Below are 733 nucleotides of genomic sequence, written 5' to 3'. Positions count from 1 at the left end.
GTAATGTCAACATAAAAATACCGTATAACGAAAATTATTTTATGAGTATTCATCTAAAGATTAGTGTGTTTTTATAGATATTTGGAGATTTTATGAAAGGTTATAAGACTGCCAAAAGAAAATTTTTACAATTGTCAAATGAAGAAAAAACAGCAGTTATCGCTTTTTTGATTCGATTAAAGTATGAAGAAACGCTAAAACTGCCCTCCGTTCTTCTTCATTGCAAGACGAATATAGATCATAAAAATCTTGATCTATCTTGCTTAAAGCCGGATACGGAGGATACTCCTTAAAGAAACTGTGTAGCTTCACTAGCTCTTCTGCGGTGATATCACGGTAGGCTTTAGAGTCAGAGTCATCAATCGATAATAAGCGCGTAATAGATGATGGACTCAATCCTAAATGTTGCCCTAAAGCCTTACGGCTTCCATGCCCCATTTCATTTAATTTTTCATTAATCCACATTTTTATTAGCTTTTGAAAATCCATTTTATTTTTCTCTCTTAAAATTATTAAATAATCAATATTGCGTATTACGAAAATTTTGCTTATATTTGCGTAATACGTAAATATATGACAGAAATTTTGGATTACATGATTACTCCAGCAGTTATGATTATAAAATATTTAGGTGGTGCAAAACGTGTGTCGTTGATTTCTCAATGCCATGTGTCTGCTGTTTATAAATGGACTTACCCCTTTGAAAAGCGAGAGGGTAAAGGCGGAATTATAC

General features: G+C 32.5%; 1 protein-coding gene. It reads right to left on the bottom strand.

What is annotated here, in order from left to right; all coding sequences use genetic code 11:
• Nucleotides 1-156: 156 nt before the first annotated feature.
• Nucleotides 157-489 carry a hypothetical protein gene (locus tag ACFILY_RS09605; protein WP_375626997.1) on the bottom strand — a complete coding sequence of 111 codons (333 nt, stop codon included), beginning with the start codon at nt 487-489 and terminating at the stop codon, nt 157-159.
• Nucleotides 490-733: the final 244 nt, after the last annotated feature.

The organism is Bartonella sp. CL25QHWL, from assembly GCF_042195335.1.
In the GTDB taxonomy this organism is placed as follows: Bacteria; Pseudomonadota; Alphaproteobacteria; order Rhizobiales; family Rhizobiaceae; genus Bartonella.
Note: the sequence above shows the minus strand (reverse complement) of the source record. Positions and strands in the feature narration are given on the sequence as shown.

Excerpts from the sequence above, each read along its gene's own strand:
- ACFILY_RS09605 (WP_375626997.1), bottom strand. The coding sequence starts at position 489 with ATGGATTTTCAAAAGCTAATAAAAATGTGGATTAATGAAAAATTAAAT.